General features: G+C 53.0%; 1 protein-coding gene. It reads left to right on the top strand.

The genetic code is table 11. The annotated features are described in order from the left end of the window. Position 1: 1 nt before the first annotated feature. Positions 2–115 carry a DUF3103 family protein gene (locus RYX56_RS26055; RefSeq protein ID WP_369293569.1) on the top strand — a complete coding sequence of 38 codons (114 nt, stop codon included), beginning with the start codon at positions 2–4 and terminating at the stop codon, positions 113–115. Positions 116–253 lie beyond the last annotated feature (138 nt).

Below are 253 nucleotides of genomic sequence, written 5' to 3'. Positions count from 1 at the left end.
TCTGGATACCTTCTACACACTGGAGCAGGATCAGGTCTATCGCCAGTATCCGGGGGCTGCCGGTAATGCGGTTATCGATCTTGAGCCAAAAGAGATCGCCCCGACCAGACCTTGATAATCGGCCATAACGAAAAAGCCAATGAGCACCTCATTGGCTTTTTGCTTTTATCGCGGTGAGCACTGATCAGCCCTTGGGACGAACCCCCAGAGTATGGCAGATGGCATAGGTCAGCTCGGAGCGGTTCAGGGTATA

Source organism: Alkalihalophilus lindianensis (assembly GCF_032843265.1).
Taxonomy (GTDB): domain Bacteria; phylum Bacillota; class Bacilli; order Bacillales; family Bacillaceae_D; genus Alkalihalophilus; species Alkalihalophilus lindianensis.
The sequence above is the reverse complement of the archived record's forward strand: the minus strand, read 5'-3'. Positions and strand labels throughout refer to the sequence as shown.